The organism is Bacillus cereus group sp. BfR-BA-01310 (genome assembly GCF_022664325.1).
GTDB lineage: Bacteria > Bacillota > Bacilli > Bacillales > Bacillaceae_G > Bacillus_A > Bacillus_A paramycoides.
The window spans coordinates 137,794-159,231 of record NZ_JAKUHD010000005.1 but is presented as its reverse complement, the minus strand read 5'-3'; the positions used below and the strand labels follow the sequence as shown (position 1 = coordinate 159,231).

The window sequence follows — 21,438 nt, the reverse complement described above, 5'->3', positions numbered from 1 at the left end:
ACATCATATAGTATGCATTCAACTAAAACCTCATATAATGAACGATATTATTTAATATTATTCAAGTTTGTAACTAAATATCTTAAAAACGATGATTTTTCTCGGCATTTTGTTTAATTTGATGAAATATCCTATAACCTTAAAAAGAGGATTTTGTCTCCTTTTTTGTAGAACCTTATTTCAGTAAATGAAATTATATCGGCGATTTTTAAATTATATCGACTGACTCTTAAAATATATCAGCGATTCGACAAGGAATATCGATTCACCTGCAAACTTTGACAATAATAGCTACTTCTATTTCATACGTTAAAGAGAGAGTGTCCTGTAGGACAATCTCTCTTTTGTTTCACTTATCAAATTTTAAATCTACAAAAACACCGTAATGATCACTTTGAACTACGCATGATTAAGTTAATGTTGAATTTTCAAATATTTAAAGTAGCAATTCTCATTATATCCCTACTTTTCTAAAATTAGATTCTTCACCTTATTTCACCATATGTAATCCTCATATTTGGGGCGTAAACTATAGAAGAGTGTATATGACACGTTTCAAAAAAGCGTAGTTCTGCTTCATATTGAGCTAGCGCTTCATCATATGTTAAGCCCCGACTCATTAAACGGTCTATAAATGGTTGTTTTTCACCTGGATTACTAGCAATCCCCTCTTCTTTTAGAGAATTATATAAACCTTGTTTATCACTTTGATTTATATTAGAATCTAAAAAATTCACTTTATCACTTACTCTACATTCAATATTTTTAACACCTAATTCACTTAAATAAATCGGTATTTTCATACCAATATTGCCGTCTTTACCACTTTTTTGCACGTCTCGTTCGAATAACCTCTGTAAAACACCAAGCTGGATGATTTCCGATTGGTTTACTCCACCGAGTACATATGAAGACATATTAGAAATCCAATGTGGTTCAAAACATATTATTTTCCCATCATCCTTAATTGAATTAATCATTTTTTGTAACATCGTTTTAGGTGAATTCATATGTAATAAGAAAGCATGACAGACCGCTATATCGTATTTATTTTTCAATTCATTTTCTGTAGCATCCCCCTCAATAAATTCTGTTTCATATGGGAGTGCACGAAACAACTCTCTCGCTTCAGCTATTAACGTTTCCCCTCTATCAATCCCTGTATACTTTGATCCAACTGGAAGTAAAGGCAACAAGGTCAAACCTATATAACCATATCCACAACCATAATCAACAATATGTACTGGATCAGAAATCTTCCAAACCGAATTAACTAGAAAGCTTAAATAATCATCGTTATAATATAAATCTCTCGTATTTCTTAAATACGCTAACTTACTATTCCAATCATACTCTTCCAAGTCTAGCACCCCCTATTATTTACAAAACTATAGTTCTCCATTTAATAAATGTATTCCTATGTTTCTAAAAATTTTAGAGATATTTAGTTCTAATTAATGCGTTAAATTATACATGTTCTTTACTCTCCACCTATTTGACAAACTAATTTTGAGAAAAATAAAAAAAGATTACATACCTGAAACGATATATAATCCTTTTTATAAAAATATCGAAATAAATAGAAGTTAAGTTGGTACAATCACAATCTGAGCAATCGGTACAATCTATTACGTCACAATCTAAATTTCTCTTTTTTTTGCTTCTTTTTAAATAAAAATATAGTAGTATCATAAATAATAAGCAAATAACAAAAGCTATTGTTGCTTCTATATATTTTTCATGAATGATAAAACCAATTCCACTTCCTCCTGATATAAAAATTAGAATTATGTAAATCCAAAACATATAAGTAGCTACCTCCATTGTTATATGGATTATGAAAGAATCCATATAATATTAGATGCAATAAATAGTCCCATACCATTACCGCTTAATAAGCCGGTAGTTACTCTTAGCAAATTTGTACTGCTTCGCAATCTCCACTTTTGGGTGAATCCATCGATTAATAATGGAATTTGAGCAAAAAAGGATAGCATTAATGAGAGACTAAACGAAGGCGTTATTAAAAAGTAAATTGGGAACATACAGAAACCAATAAGCATACCTGTGCATCGTGCACATAAAGGTATGTATTTTTGTAGTTTAAGGAAACTCCTTTCCGGTATTCTATGACAAGGAATATGTAAAATGAAACCTCGAATCAATACGAACCATCCTCTCTAAAAATATTTTAATTGATTTCACAACAAAATTATAGAGTTCTTACACTTCGTAGCATATAACTCCTTATAGTTAAGAGTTTTATTCAAGAAAATACAAAAAGACAAATCAGGTTAATGGTCGCCCGATTTGTCTTTTTGTTACTATATTTAGCTTTAATTTGATCTGCAGTTCATTACTAAAGTACTGTGAATATTTGTCACTGCACATAAACACATTTTTATTTTACATCTCCTCAGGAGCCCCAACACCAAGTAAACGTAAGCCTTCTTTTAATACAACCGTCACAGCATAAACTAATGCGAGTCTGCTGTCTTTTTCTTCGCTCTCTTCTAAAATACGAACATTTCCATAATATTTATTGAACGCTTGTGCCACATCTAATACGTATTTTGAAATAACGGATGGCTCATTTTTGTTGAAGGCTGCTTCAATTACTTCCGGGAATTTGTTGAGTAATTTTACTACACTCCAGCTGTAATCGTCTTTTAATTCAAAATTACACGTTTCAAATTCCACACTTTCTTTTCTTAAAATCGAACAAGCACGCGCGTGTGTGTATTGTGCGTACGGTCCTGTTTCTCCTTCAAATTTCAACATATTTTCTAATGAGAATTCGATATTATGCATACGCTCATTTTTTAAATCGTGGAAGATGACCGCTCCAACACCGACTTGTTTTGCTACTTCTTCCTTTTGTTTTAAAGTAGGGTTTTTCTCTTCAATATTTTGTTTCGCAAGCGCAACTGCTTCTTCAAGTACTTCTTCTAGTAATATAATTCTGCCCTTACGTGTGGACATTTTCTTACCGTCTTTTAAAATGAATCCGAACGGTATATGCTCCATACCATCAACCCAGTTGTAGCCCAGTTTTTTTAATACAGTGAAAAATTGATTGAAATGCAAACTTTGTTCTGGGCCCACAACATATAGCGCTTTATCAAATCCATATGTGTTTTGACGATATAAAGCTGCCGTTAAGTCACGTGTTGCATAAATAGTCGCACCATCAGATTTTCTAATTAAGCAAGGCGGCATACCTTCTTCTTCTAAATTAACGACTAATGCGCCTTCTGATTCTTCAAGTAAATTGTGTTCCTCTAAAATCCCAACGAAGTCTTCCATCTTATCGTTATAAAAAGCTTCTCCCTGAAAATTTGTAAATTCCACACCGAGAAGTTCATAAATACGAGAGAACTCCTTTAAAGACTCGTGACGGAACCAATTCCAAAGTTCGACTGCTTCTTCATCACCTTCTTCTAATTTTTTAAACCACGCACGTCCTTCTTCTTCTAGTTCTGGGCTCTCTTTTACTTCTTCATGAAACTGAACATATAGCTTAAATAATTCGCGAATTGGATCTTCTTTAACAACTGCTTCATTGCCCCATTTTTTATATGCAGTAATTAACTTTCCAAACTGCGTTCCCCAATCTCCAATATAATTAATTCCTACAACTTCATATCCACATTTTTCGGCGATATGCTTTAACGAGTTACCAATCATTGTAGAACGTAAATGCCCCATTGAAAAAGGCTTCGCAATATTTGGTGAGGAGTAGTCGATAACTACCGTTTTTTCATGTCCAAAATGATTTTGGCCGTATTCTTCTTTTTCTGCTAAAATCGTTTTTAATACCTCATCGCTTACTGTTTGACGATTAAAAAATACGTTTACATAAGGACCAACAGCCTCTACTTTCGTTAAGAACGGATCATTTAATTTCTCTGCGATTTCCTTTGCAATAATAGCTGGTGCTTTCTTATATTGCTTCGCAAGTGAAAAACACGGGAACGCTGCATCTCCGAAGTCATCTTGCTTTGGCGTTTCAATTAAGTCTAAAATTTGATTTTGCGTTAATGCATTCGTAATAATACTTGATAGGCTTTTCGCAAACTGCGTTTTATACTCCATACTACAACCTCCTTATTTTTTAAAACACAAAAAACTCGTCTCTAAAAAAGAGACGAGTTTTAACCCGTGGTACCACCCTTGTTGTTCATTTCGAACCACTTTCCCGTTTGTAACGAGGACAGGGGGCCCCGGCTTACTCTACTATTCGTTCAAGAAGCATCTCCGAAGTGCGCTTCATCTTTTTCTCTGCACCAGGCTCCCACCATCCCTAGCTCGCTTTCCTTCTGAAAAAGATTACTCTCTTCATCACAGACAGTATATTTAATTAATTATTGCTTATTATACATCTTTTCAAACAATTAGCAAGGGTCAATTACACCAAAATGAAACTTTGCACTTTTTCTTTTGTATACATGAAAATTGTGTTTTTCAAATCTAGAACTACGGAAATGATCTTTCAAAACGACACGTTTTCTCGCCACGCGCTTCGCTTCCGCAATTGTTTCATCAGTAATATCATGATACAAAGCGAAGTGTTTTAATCCTCTAATTCCATCTGATTCGATGACAGTTTCTTCGAACATCGGATCAAGATATACGACGTCATAACTATTATCTTCACATTGTTTTAAAAATGCGAAATGCTCCGTTTGCTTTACATCGATTCTTTGCATTGCCTCATCAATTTCTTCAACTAATGAAGACCATGTTTGCAAACCGTTCTCCATGATGTAAGCCATATATTCATTACCTTCAAGCCCTGTTACTTTTCCGTTCTCACCAACGGCATAACTTGCTACAATGCTATCTGATGCCATACCGAGCGTACAATCTAACACTGTCATTCCGCTCTCTAACTTTGCAGCTTGTACCAACGGATCATGCTCTCCTCGCATTAACCTTTTCACACGAAACATCGCTGAGTTTGGATGAAAGAAAAACGACTCTTCCGTACCTTTTGGATAAATAGCTAATCGGTTTTTACCTACGACAAGTACATCTTGTTCGTACTGCTCATGCAGTTTATATACAGGTATATCATTCCGAATAACGAAAGCACTATTTAATTCTTCTGCTACTTTTTTTGCATATGCTGTCATTTCTTTATTTGTTCTTCCTGCTGTTGTTACTATCATTGTTTCACCTCTATATAAAGAAAAGAGGGAGATTTACTCTCCCCCTTCTTTAGCAATTCTTTTCGAAAGCTTGTTCTAAGTTTGTAATAATTTCGTCCATTGTTGCACCTTCAATTTCATGACGGTGAATGAAGTGAACAACTTCTTTTCCTTTTAGTAATGCCATAGATGGTGAAGATGGAGGAATTTCTCCGAAGTATTCACGCATTTTCGCGGTAGCATCTTTATCTTGACCTGCAAATACAGTTACAAGATTATCAGGTTGTTTTTCAGCACGTACAACTGCTTGACCTGCTGATGGACGTGCTAAACCAGCTGCACAACCACAAACAGAGTTTACAACTACTAATGTTGTACCTGATGCATTCTCCATAAATTCTGTTACAGCTTCTTCTGTAGTTAACTCTTCAAATCCAGAACGCACTAGCTCTTGGCGCATTGGAATTACCATTTGACGCATGTATTCTTCATATGCATTTGACATCTTGTAATCTCTCCTTCAACTTTCATTCCAAATTTATCATATCACGCTCTATTAATAGGTGCAAAAGAAAGATAGTGATGTCTTTATTTTTTTAATGGGATTTCACAAACCCCTTCACGGCAATGACCTACGGGTACAAGTTTTCTATTATTAGCAATATAATCATATACTTTACTTCCAAATCCAAGAGCTATCGATAGCTTAATGAAAGGAACTGCAAACCAAAAAGACGGGACAGCCTTCGCTAAGACGTATATACTATGAATGCCATCGTACCATTTATTGTTTTTTAATATATACAGTCTTTGTTCCATCTTGCTCTGTAATTCTTCAGAAAGTTCGTATTGATCCACTACCTCTTTATCTCGAAATGAAACAAATTTCATCTTGCCTTTTTTATCTACTTTTTTCGTACGGTCTGCCACTGCTGTGCACATCGGACACCAACTATCATAGAAAACAATCATAAATTATTCTCCTTTACGAGACTCCGTCATTTGCTTCCATACAGAACCTTTTGCTTCTTCGCCGCCTTCAATACGTTCTAAAGCTAAACGCGCTTGCATCGCTACTTCAAACTCTGGATCATCTTGCGCTGCTTTTAGTGCTGGAATTGCACTTTCATCACCAAGTTCAAATAAGAACATTGCTGCACGCCAGCGTACTAATTTACTTGAATCTTTCAGAGATTTAATCATAACGAACATCGCTGCTGGGTCACCTACGTCTGATAAGCAATCCCCTGCTGTACGGCGAACACTTACAGAACGATCTAATAACGCCTTATATAATAACGGCAATACTTCATCACCTTTTACCATACCTAAATATGCTGTTGCTAAGCGGCGGATAGATACTTTCTCATCATCTAACGCCTTTTTCAATACTGGAATATCTTCTTCAGTAGGATCCATTTGTTCTAAAGCTACAAAACGTTTTTTCCAATCAGAATCTTCCATCATCTCTTCTGTTACTTTATATGGCTCACGCTTTTGAATCGTTACTTCAATAGCACCTGCTTGATCTAATAATTCTTTAACCGTTTGATTTACACGTTCTTCTGAATAAGCAGCGACAAGTTCTTCTACTACTTCTTTCCCGATTTCTTCAAAATTACCGTAACGTGTACTTTGCTCTACCCATTTACGCTCTTTCACAACGTTAGGTGCAGACATTTGCACTTTCATAATTGATTCTTTAAAACGATCAGGTAAGCCAACACGCTCTTCTGTCGTTCCATCTGTTAACTTCACTTGCATCGGAATAGTAAAGAACATTTGAACAAACACTTTCACTTCTCCAAAATGAGAAAGTTGCTGTTCTTCACTTTCTTCCACTATTTCTTCACCGAAAACGGTACGAACTTGTTGTAATAAAACTTTCCAGTCATACTTCGCATTTCTCTCTACTGCTAAAAAGTCTGCTACATGATACACACCTTTAATGCCTTCAATTTTCAAAATTTCTTGTACTTGTACGGGTGCTTGTTCTTTATTTTCATTTGTATAATTATTACGTGCTCCTGATGGTAATACTTCATTCAAAATAACTTTCATTGTATTCGGACTTGGCGTCGGTTCAATTGCTTTAATCTTCACGTAAATAAACTCTCCTTTATTGCATGTTCTTAGCTGTATTGTAACATGTTATCCCTCTATACTCCTACTCGGATGCTTAATTTTACTACTTTCTTCCCACCATCATACTTTTTCATTCTTTCTTTTTCTTTATATAGAATAATAAAGTTTCTATAGTGCTTAAAGAAAAGAATATATCTTTTTTAGTGGACTATATCCTATTCGCGTAAGTTTACTGATTGCAAAATAATTCATATGGAAGTGCTGAAGACCGACAGGCTGTAGATAAGATATGGGAGAATGTACTGACTGATAGTGGCCTCGCCCCTATTGATGTTCATACTCCATTATGGTTGTGGAATCGTACAGGTTTCCCACAAATTTCAAGCTAAGAAACATTACGAAGCAACACCTAATAAAAATACTTTTCACCAAATTCTTCCGAACCTATTGTTTAAAGTCCCATTTTATTGCGATGCCCCCTCCCTCCTTCTCTCTAAAAATGTAATACTCTCAATTACAACTTCAGTTCTATATATTCTCTTTCCCTGTTCATCATCGTAATTACTCGTATGAATACGCCCAGTAATCCCAACAAGGGACCCCTTCGTACAATATTCAGTTACATTTTCAGCCGATTTTCGCCAAACGACACAATTTATAAAATCCACTTGTTGTTCACCTAAACTATTTCGAAACCCCCTATTCACCGCAACACATATTCGTGCATAAGCCACTCCTTGTTTTGTATAGTATAATTCTGGCTCCTTTGTCAATCTACCGATTAATACAACTCGATTCATCATAAGTTATACCACCTCACACATTTTTCTTCATTGTAAAGAAAAATGTGTGAAGGGTAAAAATTGCAAAATCGTATGTTTGTAAATAAAATTACTTATTTTATACCTTATAAAAGTAAAAAAGAAACCTTACATGTTTCAAACATATAGGGTTTCAAAATTTTTTACACTTCGCTGCAAGAAATATAATATCCCCCACGAGCCAACTTAATTTCAGCACGATAAAGTACATTTTCTAAATAAAAAATAATCGGTTTTACTTTACTCTCAAACTTTAGTTGTTCATTACACTCAGTTGCGTATCTATCAATAGCCGAACAAATCACTTCCGTCGATGGATACGTTAAAGCGTCATCTAGTTCTATGAAAAAACTTTTAGAAAATAGTTTTTTCATAATCCCTTTTTTCTCTTTCATCATATTCCATCCCCCTTCAATTCAAGTTGTCAACTTCCATATTATACCACATTTTCGATTTATCCCGCATTAACGGGCAGTAAGACTCCCACTTCAAAATTCGGCGAATGCGAGGGAGTTAGGTGGGAGATCAACTGCCCGTAAAAGCCCGATTGGTTCAACTAATAATCAATGGAGGATGGACCCCCCCACTGATTAAAGTTTCACTTTATCTTTGAAAATAAAAAAATCCTGCATTTTTCATGCAGGATTTTTTACTAGTCATTTTTCGTAAAGTAAGAAACAAAACGAAGAATTTCTAAGTATAACCATACTAGCGTCATCATTAGACCCATTGCACTGTACCATTCCATATATTTTGGAGCTTGGCTACGTGCACCACTTTCGATTAAATCGAAATCTAGTAATAAATTTAATGCAGCAACTACGATAACAACTGCACTAATGATAATACCAATTGTACCACCTTGGTGAATATACGGAACAGTTACACCGAACATGTTTAGTAAGAATACGATTAAATACATAACCATAATTCCCATTGTCGCCGCAATTACACCTGTACGGAATTTATCAGTTACTTTTACTACGCGCGTTGCATATAAAACTAACATCGCAAATAGAATAGAAATTGTTAGTAATACAGCGTTTAAAACGATAGTATCGCCAAATTTCATTGTATAAACCGCTGAAATACTTCCTAACACTATCCCTTCTACCGCTGCATAGATTGGCGCACCGATAGGTGATATGCGCGGGAAGAATATAGACGCAAACGCAACGATTGCCGCAATAACTAAAGCACCAATTAATACTGGCATCTTCATCGTACCTTGCGTCATCTGTATGTATGAATAGACAGACGTTGCAAGCAGCAAGATAAGCATGATAAACGTTTTGCCTACTGTTCCGCCAATAGTCATCGCAGAAGCATTTGCTCCTTCTTTACGGAATGCCTCTTTTTTCAACATTGGATTAGATGTTCTCATTTTTTCCCCTCCTAAAATAGGTTCTACCAATAGTGTAAAGTTTTTCTCTTTACTTTTCAATATATGCAGCTTGTTTTTATTTTAATCCTTCAACGATGTCTGATAGTTCACTCCATCTTTCCATCGTTTTTTCTAGCTCTTCTTCTGTTTTCTGCTGTGCTTCAGATAATTCTTGTGCCTTTGTAAAGTCAGATCCAACTTTCGCAAGTTCTTCTCCAATTGACTCAATTTTCTCTTCTAGTTCGGCAATTGTATCTTCAATTGTTTCCCATTCACGTTGTTCATTGTATGAAAGTTTACGTTTACGTTGTTGTTTTGGAGCTTCTTCTACTACTTTTTTCTCTTTTTGAACTTCCGCTTTCTCAATAAGTTCTTTCGTTTTTTCCATTTCTAAATAATCTGTATAACTACCTAGGAACTCACGCACTTCGCCTCCACCAGTAAAGATGAACAGTTCATCTACTACTTTATCTAAGAAATAACGGTCATGCGATACAGTTAAAACGACACCTGGGAAATCTTCTAAATAATCTTCCAGTACTGTTAATGTTTGTGTATCTAGATCATTCGTAGGTTCATCAAGTAATAGTACGTTTGGTTCTCCCATTAAAATACGTAATAAATATAAACGTCTTCTTTCACCACCAGATAGTTTACCAAGCGGTGTACCATGTGAATGCGTCGGGAATAAGAAACGTTCTAACATTTGAGATGCACCAATTACTTTTCCATCTGTTGTATGAATAACTTCTGCAATCTCTTTAATGTATTCAATCATACGCTGATTTAAATTCATCTCTTCATTTTCTTGCGTATAATAAGCAACTTTTACAGTTTGTCCTACTTCAACTTCACCACTATCAGGAGATAACTTGCCTGCAAGCATATTTAATAGAGAAGATTTCCCGCTTCCATTCGCCCCAATAATTCCGATACGATCGCCTGGTTTCACAATATGATTAAAATTATGTAGTACCGTCTTATCGCCAAATTTTTTCGTTACATCTTTTAACTCAAGTACTTTCTTTCCTAGACGACTTCCACTTAGTGCAATATCAACTGACTGTTTTGCAGCTGGTCCTTCTTGTCCCTTTAGCTCATCAAAACGCTGAATACGCGCCTTTTGTTTCGTAGAACGGGCTTTTGCACCACGGCGAATCCAAGCAAGTTCACGACGATATAAATTTTGGCGTTTTGATTCTTGTGCCGATTCTTGCTCTTCACGAAGTGCTTTCGCTTCTAAAAATGTACTATAGTTTCCTTCGTAGCTATATAGTTTACCGTTATCTAATTCAAAAATACGGTTTGTCACACGATCTAAGAAATAACGATCATGGGTTACAAGTAATACCGCACCTGTATATCTTGCTAGATATTCTTCTAACCATTCAACTGTCTCATGGTCAAGATGGTTCGTAGGCTCGTCTAAAATTAATAGATCAGGTGTTTCAATAAAACATTGTGCCATTGCGATACGTTTTTTCTGTCCACCAGATAAATTTCCAACAGTTGCAGTGAAATCTGTAATTCCTAATTTCGTTAGAAGAGATTTCGCACTTGCATTTGCTTCCCATGCACTCATTGCATCCATACGTTGCTGCACTGCAAATAATTGTTCCTGTACTTTTTCATTACTTGGATCTTTTTCGATATTTAATAATGCTTTTTCATAATCACGAAGAAGACGAATTAAAGGTGTATCACCATGGAACACTTGCTCTAATACTGTTAGTTTTTCATCAAACTCTGGTTGCTGTGATAAATAACTAATTGTATAACCACGTGAATGCGTCATATCACCTGTATCAGGAGTTTCTAACCCTGCAATAATTTTTAATAATGTCGATTTACCAGTACCGTTTACACCAATAATTCCGACACGTTGTCCTTCTGTAATACTACATGATAATCCATCAAATAACGGTTTTTCTCCGTATGATTTCGATAAGTTCTCCACAGTTAACATTTTCATATTTGTGCATTCCACTCTTTCATAAATTGTTCAATAAACTCTTCCATATAACGATGACGTACTTCAGCCTCTCGTTTTGCTGCGTTCGTGTTCATTAAGTCTTTTAGTTTTAAAAGTTTTTCATAAAAATGATTTAAAGATGGATCGTTATTTTTTCGGTATTCATCTTTCGTCATCACTTCACGAGGAGGAATATTTGGATCATACATTAATCTCCCTTTCGCTCCTCCGTATGCAAACGTACGAGCTATTCCAATTGCACCAAGAGCGTCTAAACGATCCGCATCTTGAACAATTTCCCCTTCAATTGATTCCACTTTGCCACCATGGCCACCCTTAAAGGACATATTCGCAATAATGTGGAGAATATGTTTACTTTCCTCTTGTTCAACATGTAAATCTTCTAAGCAATCAGAAACTTTTTTCATTCCTGCCTCTTCACTCTCATTTAACTTCTCATCTGCTACATCGTGAAGTAATGCCGCCATTTCAATTATAAAACGATTTCCCCCTTCTTGCTCGGATAAAGAAATCGCCAATTTATGTACTCGTTCAATATGATACCAATCATGCCCACTCGCATCTTTTTCTAAAATATGTTTTACGAAAGTTATTGTTTTTTGAATTTTTTCTTGTTTTATCATTTTATCTTCACCCAGTTTCTTATTGTAACACGCCCGCATTTTTTCATCACATATTTTCTTGTCCGCCCATACACTAGGTGGTAGGCATCATCATGAAGGAGGAATAAAAATGTTCTATAATAATCAACCGCCTTACCCACAACAACCATTTTCCCCTCAACATCAGGATCAAAGATATGCAGAACAACATGGGGAGAAAGAAACACAACATCAAGAACCCCCATACGAACAAAATCCATACGCAACTCCGCAAAATCAAGAAGCTGAATATCAACAAAATCCTTATGACACACGTCAAAGTACAAATACAGAATACCCACAAAACCCATATGAAACAAGCCAAAATCTAAGCCCTGAATATCCACAAAATCCATATGTAGCACCACAAAATCAAGAACAACAATATCAACAAAATCCATATGAAACACATCCAAATTATGAATATCCACAAAATCCATATGTAGCACCACAAAATCAAGAACGACAATATCAGCAAAATCCATATGAAACTCAGCATACTCAAGAACAACAATATCGACAAAATCCACAGGCAACTCAGCATATACAAGAGCAACAATATCAACAAAATCCATACGTATCTCAGCCACAACAACCGCAATACCAACAACAAATGTATCAACCAAACTCCGATTCACGTGTCTCACCACCTGCACCACCAACAATTGATCCGACGCAACCACAAATTTTACCTCCAGGACCAACGTTAGATACTACACAGCCACAAATTTTACCTCCAGGACCAATTACAGAACCAACACAACAACAAATCCAACAAGTTGTCGGCACACAGTTTTTAACTTTAAAGAAACCTGTACTAGATTTCGTAAAACCTTGGGTAGATTACGGTTTAAATGAAGCAAAACATACATCACACCAACACGCTTTAACGGAAGTTGCTGCTATTATGTTCTTAGTTGGAAAAGGATTCAACCCGACGATTGCTCATTATATTGTGGAATCTTGGGAGAAGAATGAGCAGTTTTAATCTTATTCATTTTGTGTTAAATAAAACTATAAAAGTGTCACAAATGCCTGTTATACAAGCATTTGTGACACTTTTTCATTTGTTATATTATATTCTATACCACAGATACTTCATATGATGGAAATATAGTTGACGGAAAGATTTCCGATGATAATATCCAAGAAGGGGCAATGTGTGGTAAACCCCCTGAAAAATCTACAATAGAAAAGGTTTGGGACGGTATTGTAGAAGGTACGGGACAAGCTGTTGAAGATACAGTTGAAGGATTTAAGGCACTTGGTAAATGGGAGACGTGGGAAAACATGGGGAATGCCGCCCTGCATCCACAGATCCAGCAAAATCTTTATCTTGCCAAGATGGAGCATCATAGAATCGTAGATTACTAACTTTATAAACAACACGCTTTCCAACAATAGAAGAATCCACTGTGCTTTTCTTACTAAACTTCACATAAGATGGATCGTTTTTAATCCATTGCTCACCGCCAAGATTTAACCAACCATCCTTTTCGTTACATCATAGTGAGTCCATAATCCTTTTTCCACAGATAAACCACGGTCACGAAGGATTTTAGCAAGTAACTTCACGTATTTATCATAGCTGCGTTTGAATTTCTTGTAATCAAATGTTCCGTCCTCATTACGTACAGCAAAATAGATTTCTTTTACATCATGTTTGTTTGTCATCATTCATCATCCTCCAAAATAAAAAGCACCCGAATGGATGCTTAAATTAAACTTATTCATTATCAATATCTCTACTTTCATCATTAACTGATTTCGGGTCTAACAAGCTTCCTATATCAGGCGGCAAAGTTAACTCTATACCAGCTACTGGTTGATTATCCTCATTAAAATAATACTTCTTCACCTTATTCAATTCTTCATTTTTCTTATTTTCACTCATATTACCCCGCCTTTTATGTATGATATTAAACACTTTACTTAATTTGTACATTGAGAAAGATAATATACTATTTTTTCAACTCACACACGACTTATACAATTTTTGCATAATGAAAGGGCAACTGTGCACCAGCTGCCCTTTCGTCAAAATTTTATGATTATAAATACGGTAAATGAAGTAGTCTTTACAAAATGGATCTCGTCACGAGAGCACTTTATTAAGTGCTCTTTTTTTCTGGAGGTTTTCTACAAAATGAAATTTTTGTGCAAAAGATACAAACTCAGACAAAAATAACGATTTTGTTACTTTTTCGTAACTACTATAGGTATATGTACATGTTACAATTTATATGATTTTACAGATTACCCCTTGCAACTCCATGTATATTCTGCCCTTGTTGCTCCTCCGATAAGGGCAGTTTTTAATAAAGAATAGAGATTTTATTTAAAGTTTACAAAACCCACATTTACAAAAATGAGTTCAAAATTCCCATTTTGTTTATATGATTTCTTAAAAAATTTAAAATTCTATAATTAGTAATGGAGGCATTAAAATGAGCAGTACCCCAGAATTATCACAACAATTAGTCCCCCAAAAACAATTTAATCCTAACAATCGACAACAAACGAAGAAAAAACTAAGACGGCGTTTGTTGTTAACTTTAGCTTTTATATTGTCTGTAACTTTGTCTGCTCAACATTCCATTTACCAACAACAAAAATTAATAAAAGCAAAACAAGCCCTAATAGGTCAAGAAAAACAAAGATTATATGCTCTAGAAAAGGTTGGAAAATCCCTTGAGAAAGATATTAAGACTTTAACAGCAAGCGAAGAAGGAATGTTAAAATTCGCAAGAAAATTATATAAATTTTCCAAACCTGGCGAGACTATATTCCCAATAAATAATTAACGTATAAATATCTGATAGTAATTTAATTTATTTAATATTTGTATCACTGATTTTAATTATTTTTGCTCCAAAAGGTATAGGAAGGAACTTTACTATTGTTGTTTTTATACTTGTAAGTATTTCCCACCCCTTCTTTTCCATTATTGGTGCTATGTTCGGGGCTAGCTGAAACACATTTAAAAGACATAAGCCCGGTACAATACCGGGTCCATGCCCAAGGAACTTCCAAATGAAATAACGTGTCTAACTTTTTTGGATCACTTCATTCTATCAAACTTTTCAAATCCGCTTATACTAGCGCCTTCTATTAGGACCTCTTTTTTCTAGGACCTACAATTAATTTGATTGCTGTTCTTTCTTGATTATTGATAGAAACCTCTTGAAATGCTGGAACAAGAACCAAGTCAATGCCACTTGGAGCTACAAAACCTCTTGCAATCGCAATTGCTTTAATCGCTTGATTTAAAGAACCAGCTCCAATCACTTGGATTTCTACATTGCCACTTGCTCTTAGTACACCCGCAATTGCACCGGCAACTGAATTTGGACTTGATTTTGAGGATACCTTTAATATATTTTCCATGTAAGTTGCTCCCTCTATTATTTATTAGCTTTTCGTTACAGTTTGAAAAATAGTTAACGTATCTTTATTCCTACCAAAAGCAAACAGTACTGTATAATTACATTCATTCGATACTTTTTGTCTTCTTCCTGCTCAACTACATAAATAAAAAGCGAGGACTAAATTTCAAACTTAGTCCCCGCTTTATTCATTATCTCCTGGTTCACACTAATATATCTTATTGATTAAAGTTTCACTTTATTTAATTCTATATGTTTATTTCTCTTACTTCTCCACATAAACAGACTTAACAATCGTACGATTATAAGGCTGTCCTTCCTTATTCATCCCTTTTATATCAATCGTAATGTTATATACGCCTGGCTGCTTTACGTTTTTCAAAGCGCCTGTAAACGTATTAGTATTTATATTTTGCGATTCATTTGATTCAGATACTAGCTCCCCTTCTTTATTAATTACTCTTACTGTTACTAAAAGGTCACCTTTCATTTCAGGAGCTGTAGGTGATTTTTTTAGTTTATAATCTGTTTTATCTAATTTGACTTTTGCCGGCATTTGAAGGACGAACGGGGCTTCTTTTTTGTAATCAGTTACAATTAAATATGCATCTTTCGGCTGCTTCGCCATCATTTTAACTTGCCATTCTCCTACGTCCATTTTATCAAATTTAAATGTTCTTATAGTCGCTCCTTTAAAGAAAGATTCACCTTCACCAATTGCTAAAGCACTATCTTTATTTGTATAAACTTTTCCTTTTGGAGATATAAGTTGTGTTTCTACATCTGAAGAGGCAGTTAAAACTGAGACTGTTCCTTCTGCTTTTTTGTCTACCACAACAGTTTGCCCTATCCACTGATTTTGTTGTAATTCTCCTCCTAAAATATTTTGATTAGAAGTTGTGTTTAATTGTTCTACCTTTTCATCTGAACTATAACTCGGAGCTAATAAAGCTGGTACTGCTACATTTGCTGTACGTAAATATGGTTCAATTCTTGCGAAAACAGCCGAACCTTTCCGTATATTGTCATGATCAAATCTTGAATCTGTAAATAAATGTGTTCCATACGGCAACTTAGCACTCCATTCGTTCACTAATCCATCATTAGAACCGTATGATGCTAAATACAGTCCGCCCATAGATAATGCTGAAAATACAGGTCCCCAACTTGTCCCAGTAGCCGTAAAGTAGCGGTTCAACTTAACTGCAGGATTATTATCTATTGTAGATCGAAATTTTGCCATTTCACCTAGTTGTAATGAATACGTACCATCATCTTTTTGACCTAATATAGAAGCAAGCCATCCTGCCCACCAACTATATGATAAATCCGCTAAATTTGATCCATAATGCGGAGTGGCAAGTGTAATAACATTTCCAACAAATCGATTCGCTCCGTATCCAACTAAAGCAGCTTGTGTATCGATACCACCTTTACTATGAGCTACAATATTTACTTTTTTACCAAAATGATTATAAATCTCTTCAAGTTTTTGCGCTAACAATTTTCCATTGTCCCACTGACTCGCTGACCCTTTCCCTGCAGCATCATACAATTGAATAAATACAGTTTGATAGCCTGCTTTTACTGCATAATCGTACATATCATTTATATCATGATACACTGTTTTTCCATACCAACTATCCGCATTACCATTTCTTCCTTGCACAAAGAGAATTGGTGGTTTATTCTCATCATAATTAGCTGGCTTCTGACCTAAAAACCATTCTCCAGGAGTAAATACTTCTTTATCTGGAAATCCGGTCTTAAGCTCTTTTACAACCTCCGCCTGTATATTTGTACCAATAACCATCGGACTCATAATAAAAAGTACAATAAGTAATACGATACATCTTTTCATAATCCCCATTAAAATCCCCCTTTTTTCGTCCCGAAAGAAAACGTTATCATTTCAGTAAATACCTATTGTTAAAAAACTATTTAATCAATTATTTTTGTGATACATTTGAATAAGAAATTAATAACGACATTCCTTTCTTATCCAACGATATTCTCTAAATAATCATCCATTCCTTTTTGCAATAAGGGCATTAAATATTTCTCAACAAAGCTTTCTCTTTACAAAAAGCTGCGTATAAAAGGTCTCTTTAATAACCTTTTATACGCAGCTTCTTTGTTTAAAACTCGATGATGTACTCATCATCATATTTATCGTAATGTAAACCAGCTCCGATTTTCAATTCTGTAACTTGATCTCTTAAAAATGGTGCATCTTCTATATTACTAGTTGCAATTTCAATTCCATATTTTTTTGTTAAGTGCGCTAACTCTATTAAAAACCATTCTCTTCGCAATGCGACTGGAATGTCATAGTATACTAGCGCCTCATTTATTCTCATAAATATAAAGAGTATCCCCTCTATTTTTAATACACTTTTTAAATCTATATTTCATTATAAAAAGCTAATGAAACATTATAGTATATGCATGTCTGTTTTAAACGTGCTATTGCAAAATTAGTATAAAAAAGACGGCATACCCCTTATTAGTTTACATAACAAAATTATGCGATAGTAAAAGGGTAAGGATTGTCCCTCATCCTTTTACTATTAAAATTTAAATTAAGAGTATTTTGGTACACCTAAAGCTAAAAATAAACCTGATACTCCTGCTGTAATTGGTACTTTTAACGTAATAACATCATCTACTTTCGTTACTAAAAAGTAAGCATTACCTTCTTGCAACACGCAATTCACTAACAATTGAAATTCCATTCAAATCCCCTTCTTTCAGACGAGATACTATAATCTATGAAAATCTTTTCGAAAGATAATAGGAGTTAAATTCATTTTTCCTTATATATAAAATATTTATTTTTTGTTTGTTTATCTATTAAAAATAATATAAATTTTTTTATTTTATTAGAAACCCTGTTAATCCCAATGAATTCTTATATAATCAAAAGGGCAAATCTTACAAATGGAGGTATTGAAATGGCAGTTTTGAGTAATATTGGTACAGCTTTATTTTTTATTGCTTTTATTCTTTTAATCTTATGTATTATTTCATTCTTTAAGAAAAATGGTAAGGCGATAAAATATGGTCGTTTTACCGTTATTCTTTTTATGATTTCAATTGTCTTAATGGTGACCGGCACAACAAAATCTGATCACCCAGTCATCGAATTTTTTACTATTTTAAGTTTCGTTCTATTTATATTCTTCCTTGTTCTTGCCATATTATCTGTTATTAAGAAAACAGGTGTAGCAAAAAAACAATTTATTATTACCGCTGTGTTATTTGTCATTTTCGTTGCGCTATTAGGTATTTCAGGTCCTTCATCTGAAAAAACGACAACAAGTAATAAACAAGTCGCTTCTAATAATGAAGAGAAAAAAGATGCCGAAAGGAAAAAGGAATTAGAAAAGAAAGAGGCGGACGAAAAAACTCGTAAACAAGAAGATGAGAAACGCCAAGCTGAGGAACAAGCTCGTAAGCAAGAAGAACAACGTCAAGCTGAAGAACAAGCTCATAAACAGCAAGAAGAACAACAACGTCAAGCTGAAGAACAGGCTCGTAAACAACAAGAAGAGCAGCAACGTCAAGCTGAAGAACAGGCTCGTAAACAACAAGAAGAGCAGCAACGTCAAGCTGAAGAACAAGCTCGTAAACAACAAGAAGAGCAGCAACGTCAAGCTGCTGAGCAAGCCCGTAAACAACAAGAAGAGCAACAACGTCAGGCTGCTGAGCAAGCTCGTGTACAACAGGAACAACAAAAAGCACAGCAAAGTCAAACACAACCAGTTGCTGGAAGCAATAGTAATACATATTACAAAAATTGTACTGAAGTTAAAAATGCTGGAAAAGCTCCTTTATATAAAGGTCAACCAGGATATAGCTCTAAACTTGATCGTGATGGCGATGGAGTCGCATGTGAGAGATAATAATAAAAAAGAAGCTCATTAGGAGCTTCTTTTTTATTATACTTCCTCAATTTCCACTTCTAAATCCACGGGCTTCGTCTCTGGTACAAAACGTCCCATTACTTCCCCCTCCTTTTGAATTAGAATCCTCTTAAAGTTCCGGCTCACTACTTTCATAACGAATAATGATGTAATTAACACATAATAAGTGATGTATATCACTAAATAGATTTTAAATTACTGCTATTCTACATTTAGATATTAAATTTAAACTTTATGGAGGCATTCATATGGAGCATACATTTACTGAGACTTCTATTATTGGTGATATTGTTACACAATTTCCAAAGGCTAGTGATCTTTTTAAATCATATAGAATAGATTTTTGCTGCGGTGGTAATAGACCACTTATAGATGCTATTAATGAGCGGAATTTATCAGCAACAGAGATTATCACAGAGTTAAACACTCTTTATCATAATACGAAACTATTAAACGAATCTGAAATTGATTGGAAAACTGCTTCTTATCGCGAATTGATTGATTACGTTATAAATAAGCATCATCGCTATTTAAATGAAGAGTTGCCACAGTTAAGTCCATATGTGACTAAAGTATTACGCGTTCATGGGGCAGGTCAGCCTCATTTAGCTCAAATTCATAAGCTATTTCATGAACTAAAGATTGAATTAGAACAGCATTTAATTAAAGAAGAAACGGAAGATTTCCCATTAATTTTAGAATTCGAACAAAATCCAACTGATGAAAACTATGCAAAATTACGTAAAGTAGTAGATGCGTTGGAAAATGAACATAATCATGCTGGCAATATTATTAAAGAACTTCGTAAAGTGACAAATGACTTTACACCTCCAGAAGGAGCTTGCGGCACTTATCGACTTGTTTACCAGCGCCTTGAAGCTCTTGAATCTGATTTATTTGAGCATATTCATTTAGAAAATAACATTTTATTTCCGCGTGCAATTACGATAGCATAAATAAAGCGCAGGACATGAGTATAAATACTCATGTCCTGCTTTTTCATTGTGTAAAAAAACATTCACACTTCCCCCAACTATTTCACTGAAGAGCTTGATATAATTTAATTTATCGAAGAAATATATCAGTTAGCATTAAGGAGTTGTATTTATGAATGAAGAAATGATTAAAAAACATTTACGAGAGGTCTTCCTCTTTAAAGAACTTTCAGAAGAAGAACTACTGCCTATTGTAGATATTTCAAGTTTACGAACATATAAATCTAAGTCATTTGTATTTATGCAAGGTGAGCCACTTGACCGTGTTTTCTTTATCCACTCAGGGAAAGTTAAAATTCAAAAAACAGATGCAACTGGAAATGAACAAATTGTTGCTGTACTTCAAGCTGGCGAAATGTTTCCACACGCTGGGTTCTTTAGGCAAGGTGTCTTTCCAGCTCATGCCGAAATAATTGATACTGCACAATTAATCGTTACTCCAATCGCCGATTTTGAGAAAATTTTGATTCAGCATCCTGAATTATGTATTAAATTATTTAAAGTTTTGGGAGAAAAAATTGTAGATCTTCAAAACAGATTAGAAGAACAAATTCTTCATGATACGTATGAACAAATTATTATGTTATTACTTCGTTTATGTAAATCAAATGGTACACAGATAAATGATACTTATACATTAAAAACACAATTTACAAATCGAGAGCTCGCCAATATGATTGGATCCTCAAGAGAAACAGTTAGTCGTACAATAAGTCAATTAAAACGAAGAAAATTAATTGTTCTCGATGAAAATGGCTGTTACATAATTGACCCTAATGCTTTAGAAGCAGAAATCCTTTAAAAAATGAAACTTTCTCAACGGAGGATTCTTCATTCCCAATTGATTATTCCTCCTTTCTCTCTTCTTTAATGCCACTAAAAAACGTATTCTCTCATAAAATAAAACTTCTAATCAGTGGTCCCCCATAGACTATTAAGCATCCATCTCCCCTTTATACTTCCAATTCAATCTGGCTATCTGTCCACATAACCAAATATCCTTTTCTTTTCTTCCTTCATATAAATCCGAATTTTAACAATTTGTGAATCATTATAA

22 protein-coding genes, 4 pseudogenes and 1 other annotated feature are annotated in these 21,438 nt (G+C 34.6%); of the genes and pseudogenes, 6 read left to right on the top strand and 20 right to left on the bottom strand.

Annotated features, from left to right (window positions below; all coding sequences use genetic code 11):
- Nucleotides 1-485: 485 nt before the first annotated feature.
- From MR109_RS13360 to MR109_RS13300, 13 genes and pseudogenes are all read right to left on the bottom strand, one after another.
- Entirely contained in the window at nt 486-1,361 is an 876-nt protein-coding gene (locus MR109_RS13360; RefSeq protein ID WP_242272349.1) for a class I SAM-dependent methyltransferase, read from the bottom strand.
- 232 nt (nt 1,362-1,593) lie between these two features.
- Nucleotides 1,594-1,806, bottom strand: a pseudogene (locus tag MR109_RS13355) (hypothetical protein); the annotation flags it as partial.
- Between the two features lie 29 nt (nt 1,807-1,835).
- Nucleotides 1,836-2,165, bottom strand: coding sequence for a DUF2085 domain-containing protein (locus MR109_RS13350; RefSeq protein WP_071719993.1), 330 nt, complete (start codon nt 2,163-2,165; stop codon nt 1,836-1,838).
- A gap of 241 nt (nt 2,166-2,406) precedes the next feature.
- Entirely contained in the window at nt 2,407-4,095 is a 1,689-nt protein-coding gene (gene argS / locus MR109_RS13345) for an arginine--tRNA ligase (RefSeq protein ID WP_242272347.1), read from the bottom strand.
- A 45-nt stretch (nt 4,096-4,140) separates the two neighbouring features.
- Nucleotides 4,141-4,354: a binding site (T-box leader), on the bottom strand.
- 40 nt (nt 4,355-4,394) lie between these two features.
- The gene (locus tag MR109_RS13340; RefSeq protein ID WP_242272345.1) at nt 4,395-5,171 is read right to left on the bottom strand and encodes a class I SAM-dependent methyltransferase; all 777 of its coding nucleotides are present in this window, start codon (nt 5,169-5,171) and stop codon (nt 4,395-4,397) included.
- A 49-nt stretch (nt 5,172-5,220) separates the two neighbouring features.
- Nucleotides 5,221-5,655: a BrxA/BrxB family bacilliredoxin gene (locus MR109_RS13335; RefSeq protein ID WP_048372447.1), complete on the bottom strand. Its 435-nt coding sequence runs from the start codon at nt 5,653-5,655 to the stop codon at nt 5,221-5,223.
- Between the two features lie 83 nt (nt 5,656-5,738).
- Nucleotides 5,739-6,122: a thiol-disulfide oxidoreductase DCC family protein gene (locus MR109_RS13330; protein ID WP_048372448.1), complete on the bottom strand. Its 384-nt coding sequence runs from the start codon at nt 6,120-6,122 to the stop codon at nt 5,739-5,741.
- Between the two features lie 3 nt (nt 6,123-6,125).
- Nucleotides 6,126-7,253: a conserved virulence factor C family protein gene (locus tag MR109_RS13325; RefSeq protein ID WP_048372450.1), complete on the bottom strand. Its 1,128-nt coding sequence runs from the start codon at nt 7,251-7,253 to the stop codon at nt 6,126-6,128.
- A gap of 446 nt (nt 7,254-7,699) precedes the next feature.
- Nucleotides 7,700-8,038: a single-stranded DNA-binding protein gene (locus MR109_RS13320; protein ID WP_002171706.1), complete on the bottom strand. Its 339-nt coding sequence runs from the start codon at nt 8,036-8,038 to the stop codon at nt 7,700-7,702.
- A 161-nt stretch (nt 8,039-8,199) separates the two neighbouring features.
- Complete coding sequence (locus tag MR109_RS13315) at nt 8,200-8,454, bottom strand: DUF4318 domain-containing protein (protein ID WP_242272342.1); 255 nt, start codon at nt 8,452-8,454, stop codon at nt 8,200-8,202.
- 254 nt (nt 8,455-8,708) lie between these two features.
- Nucleotides 8,709-9,440 (bottom strand): Bax inhibitor-1/YccA family protein, encoded by a 732-nt coding sequence (locus MR109_RS13310; protein ID WP_242272341.1) that lies wholly within the window; start codon nt 9,438-9,440, stop codon nt 8,709-8,711.
- A 76-nt stretch (nt 9,441-9,516) separates the two neighbouring features.
- Nucleotides 9,517-11,412 carry an ABC-F family ATP-binding cassette domain-containing protein gene (locus MR109_RS13305; RefSeq protein ID WP_242272338.1) on the bottom strand — a complete coding sequence of 632 codons (1,896 nt, stop codon included), beginning with the start codon at nt 11,410-11,412 and terminating at the stop codon, nt 9,517-9,519.
- The gene (locus MR109_RS13300; protein ID WP_242272337.1) at nt 11,409-12,056 is read right to left on the bottom strand and encodes an HD domain-containing protein; all 648 of its coding nucleotides are present in this window, start codon (nt 12,054-12,056) and stop codon (nt 11,409-11,411) included. Before MR109_RS13300 ends, MR109_RS13305 begins: the two co-directional genes overlap by 4 nt.
- A 109-nt stretch (nt 12,057-12,165) precedes the next feature.
- Here MR109_RS13300 and MR109_RS13295 point away from each other — a divergent pair, with 109 nt between their 5' ends.
- Both MR109_RS13295 and MR109_RS30410 read left to right on the top strand, forming a co-directional pair.
- On the top strand, nt 12,166-13,062 hold the full coding sequence (locus MR109_RS13295; RefSeq protein ID WP_242272334.1) for a hypothetical protein: 897 nt from the start codon (nt 12,166-12,168) through the stop codon (nt 13,060-13,062).
- Nucleotides 13,063-13,208: 146 nt separating this feature from the next.
- Nucleotides 13,209-13,388, top strand: a pseudogene (locus MR109_RS30410) (hypothetical protein); the annotation flags it as partial.
- On the opposite strand, the pseudogene MR109_RS13285 reads toward MR109_RS30410, so the two are convergent.
- Together MR109_RS13285 and MR109_RS13280 are read right to left on the bottom strand one after the other, a co-directional pair.
- A pseudogene (locus MR109_RS13285) lies at nt 13,378-13,691 on the bottom strand (hypothetical protein); the annotation flags it as partial. The pseudogenes MR109_RS30410 and MR109_RS13285 sit on opposite strands and share 11 nt — an antisense overlap.
- 109 nt (nt 13,692-13,800) lie before the next feature.
- Nucleotides 13,801-13,968 (bottom strand): hypothetical protein, encoded by a 168-nt coding sequence (locus MR109_RS13280; RefSeq protein ID WP_044441988.1) that lies wholly within the window; start codon nt 13,966-13,968, stop codon nt 13,801-13,803.
- A gap of 553 nt (nt 13,969-14,521) precedes the next feature.
- Between MR109_RS13280 and MR109_RS13275 the strand changes: the two genes are divergently transcribed.
- The gene (locus MR109_RS13275; RefSeq protein WP_048372479.1) at nt 14,522-14,878 is read left to right on the top strand and encodes a septum formation initiator family protein; all 357 of its coding nucleotides are present in this window, start codon (nt 14,522-14,524) and stop codon (nt 14,876-14,878) included.
- 307 nt (nt 14,879-15,185) lie between these two features.
- Here the strand turns inward: MR109_RS13275 and MR109_RS13270 are convergent, their stop codons facing one another.
- The 4 genes from MR109_RS13270 to exsG form a co-directional block, all read right to left on the bottom strand.
- Nucleotides 15,186-15,461, bottom strand: coding sequence for a stage V sporulation protein S (locus tag MR109_RS13270; RefSeq protein WP_002171638.1), 276 nt, complete (start codon nt 15,459-15,461; stop codon nt 15,186-15,188).
- 264 nt (nt 15,462-15,725) lie between these two features.
- The gene (locus MR109_RS13265) at nt 15,726-17,330 is read right to left on the bottom strand and encodes an esterase/lipase family protein (protein ID WP_242272332.1); all 1,605 of its coding nucleotides are present in this window, start codon (nt 17,328-17,330) and stop codon (nt 15,726-15,728) included.
- Between the two features lie 268 nt (nt 17,331-17,598).
- Entirely contained in the window at nt 17,599-17,820 is a 222-nt protein-coding gene (locus tag MR109_RS13260) for a hypothetical protein (RefSeq protein ID WP_242272329.1), read from the bottom strand.
- A 222-nt stretch (nt 17,821-18,042) separates the two neighbouring features.
- Nucleotides 18,043-18,195, bottom strand: coding sequence for an exosporium protein ExsG (exsG, locus tag MR109_RS13255; protein ID WP_002171635.1), 153 nt, complete (start codon nt 18,193-18,195; stop codon nt 18,043-18,045).
- A gap of 219 nt (nt 18,196-18,414) precedes the next feature.
- Here exsG and MR109_RS13250 point away from each other — a divergent pair, with 219 nt between their 5' ends.
- Nucleotides 18,415-19,365, top strand: coding sequence for an excalibur calcium-binding domain-containing protein (locus MR109_RS13250; RefSeq protein ID WP_242272327.1), 951 nt, complete (start codon nt 18,415-18,417; stop codon nt 19,363-19,365).
- 36 nt (nt 19,366-19,401) lie between these two features.
- Here MR109_RS13250 and MR109_RS13245 read toward each other — a convergent pair.
- A pseudogene (locus MR109_RS13245) lies at nt 19,402-19,530 on the bottom strand (glutathione peroxidase); the annotation flags it as partial.
- A 104-nt stretch (nt 19,531-19,634) separates the two neighbouring features.
- Here MR109_RS13245 and ric point away from each other — a divergent pair.
- A complete protein-coding gene (ric, locus tag MR109_RS13240; protein ID WP_025151124.1) occupies nt 19,635-20,342 on the top strand; it encodes an iron-sulfur cluster repair di-iron protein in 708 nt (235 codons plus the stop codon).
- A 151-nt stretch (nt 20,343-20,493) separates the two neighbouring features.
- The gene (locus MR109_RS13235; RefSeq protein ID WP_242272325.1) at nt 20,494-21,183 is read left to right on the top strand and encodes a Crp/Fnr family transcriptional regulator; all 690 of its coding nucleotides are present in this window, start codon (nt 20,494-20,496) and stop codon (nt 21,181-21,183) included.
- Nucleotides 21,184-21,438: the final 255 nt, after the last annotated feature.

Bases quoted from the DNA above. Each gene is read 5' to 3' on its own strand.
- argS (WP_242272347.1), bottom strand. From the start codon at position 4,095: ATGGAGTATAAAACGCAGTTTGCGAAAAGCCTATCAAGTATTATTACG.
- MR109_RS13340 (WP_242272345.1), bottom strand. From the start codon at position 5,171: ATGATAGTAACAACAGCAGGAAGAACAAATAAAGAAATGACAGCATAT.
- MR109_RS13335 (WP_048372447.1), bottom strand. From the start codon at position 5,655: ATGTCAAATGCATATGAAGAATACATGCGTCAAATGGTAATTCCAATG.
- MR109_RS13330 (WP_048372448.1), bottom strand. From the start codon at position 6,122: ATGATTGTTTTCTATGATAGTTGGTGTCCGATGTGCACAGCAGTGGCA.
- MR109_RS13320 (WP_002171706.1), bottom strand. From the start codon at position 8,038: ATGATGAATCGAGTTGTATTAATCGGTAGATTGACAAAGGAGCCAGAA.
- MR109_RS13315 (WP_242272342.1), bottom strand. From the start codon at position 8,454: ATGATGAAAGAGAAAAAAGGGATTATGAAAAAACTATTTTCTAAAAGT.
- MR109_RS13310 (WP_242272341.1), bottom strand. From the start codon at position 9,440: ATGAGAACATCTAATCCAATGTTGAAAAAAGAGGCATTCCGTAAAGAA.
- MR109_RS13305 (WP_242272338.1), bottom strand. From the start codon at position 11,412: ATGAAAATGTTAACTGTGGAGAACTTATCGAAATCATACGGAGAAAAA.
- MR109_RS13300 (WP_242272337.1), bottom strand. From the start codon at position 12,056: ATGATAAAACAAGAAAAAATTCAAAAAACAATAACTTTCGTAAAACAT.
- MR109_RS13295 (WP_242272334.1), top strand. From the start codon at position 12,166: ATGTTCTATAATAATCAACCGCCTTACCCACAACAACCATTTTCCCCT.
- MR109_RS13280 (WP_044441988.1), bottom strand. From the start codon at position 13,968: ATGAGTGAAAATAAGAAAAATGAAGAATTGAATAAGGTGAAGAAGTAT.
- MR109_RS13275 (WP_048372479.1), top strand. From the start codon at position 14,522: ATGAGCAGTACCCCAGAATTATCACAACAATTAGTCCCCCAAAAACAA.
- MR109_RS13270 (WP_002171638.1), bottom strand. From the start codon at position 15,461: ATGGAAAATATATTAAAGGTATCCTCAAAATCAAGTCCAAATTCAGTT.
- MR109_RS13265 (WP_242272332.1), bottom strand. From the start codon at position 17,330: ATGGGGATTATGAAAAGATGTATCGTATTACTTATTGTACTTTTTATT.
- MR109_RS13260 (WP_242272329.1), bottom strand. From the start codon at position 17,820: ATGAGAATAAATGAGGCGCTAGTATACTATGACATTCCAGTCGCATTG.
- exsG (WP_002171635.1), bottom strand. From the start codon at position 18,195: ATGGAATTTCAATTGTTAGTGAATTGCGTGTTGCAAGAAGGTAATGCT.
- MR109_RS13250 (WP_242272327.1), top strand. From the start codon at position 18,415: ATGGCAGTTTTGAGTAATATTGGTACAGCTTTATTTTTTATTGCTTTT.
- ric (WP_025151124.1), top strand. From the start codon at position 19,635: ATGGAGCATACATTTACTGAGACTTCTATTATTGGTGATATTGTTACA.
- MR109_RS13235 (WP_242272325.1), top strand. From the start codon at position 20,494: ATGAATGAAGAAATGATTAAAAAACATTTACGAGAGGTCTTCCTCTTT.